The sequence below is a fragment of the Noviherbaspirillum sp. ST9 genome (assembly GCF_048799745.1).
Lineage (GTDB): Bacteria > Pseudomonadota > Gammaproteobacteria > Burkholderiales > Burkholderiaceae_D > Noviherbaspirillum.
The window spans coordinates 1-890 of the sequence record NZ_JBLWFR010000043.1 but is presented as its reverse complement, the minus strand read 5'-3'; the positions used below and the strand labels follow the sequence as shown (position 1 = coordinate 890).

Below are 890 nucleotides of genomic sequence, written 5' to 3'. Positions count from 1 at the left end.
TGTATACCTTAATTATTGATGATCTGGAGGGTGTTATTAGTTCCTCAGACAAACTAAAACTGGAAAAGTGGAGGAGTTCCTCCCCGGCAAGGGAGAATATCTACCAGGAGTTTTGTCAAATTGACCAGATGGCGGATCTGTTATCTGTCCGCCGGAAAGCAGACGTCGACAGGTCGTGGCAGAGGCTCAATTCTAAGTTAATTATCAGGTCTTCAATTCTCAAATGGTCGGTCACTGCTGCCGCATGTGTTCTTCTTTGCGTCTGCTATTACCTTTACAGTACCGACAGCGGAATCATTACTGTTTCCACGTCTGTTAACCAGCAGAAAAAAATGGTTTTGCCCGATGGAACCATTATGGACCTTAATCATAATACTACAGTTGAATACAGCCCCGAAGAATTTAGTAAAGACAGAAGTATCAGCCTTTTAAAGGGAGAGGCGTTTTTTAATGTTAAACATGACCCTGCGAACGTGTTCAGTCTCAACCTGGGTGATGTGAAAGCGATAGATCTTGGCACCGCATTCAATGTAAGCAGGTCTGGCGATGATGTAAATATTGTAGTTCAATCTGGTACGGTTGAATTCGTGAAACAGAAGGAGGAAGGGAAAGTAGTTCTAAACGCCGGAATGCAGGGACGTTATCTGGCAAAGGAAAAGAAGCTAGCCGATACACCCAATGTTAATGCAAACTACAAAGCCTGGACCGATAAGAAGCTTGTATTTATAAATTCTCCTCTTCCTTATGTTATTGATCAGCTCGAAAAAACCTATCACACGTCGCTGATACTAAAAGGCGGCAGGTTGAAGAACAGAAAGTTTACTGCAAATCTGCATTATCAGACAATCGACAGTGCCCTGGTTATTATCTCGGCTACTCTTCATTGTAAA

Annotated in this window: 1 protein-coding gene; it reads left to right on the top strand. The window is 42.6% G+C overall.

The genetic code is table 11. The annotated features are described in order from the left end of the window. Positions 1-890: FecR family protein (locus tag ACNOHI_RS24625; protein WP_420477365.1), on the top strand; the 890-nt coding region annotated here is incomplete at both ends.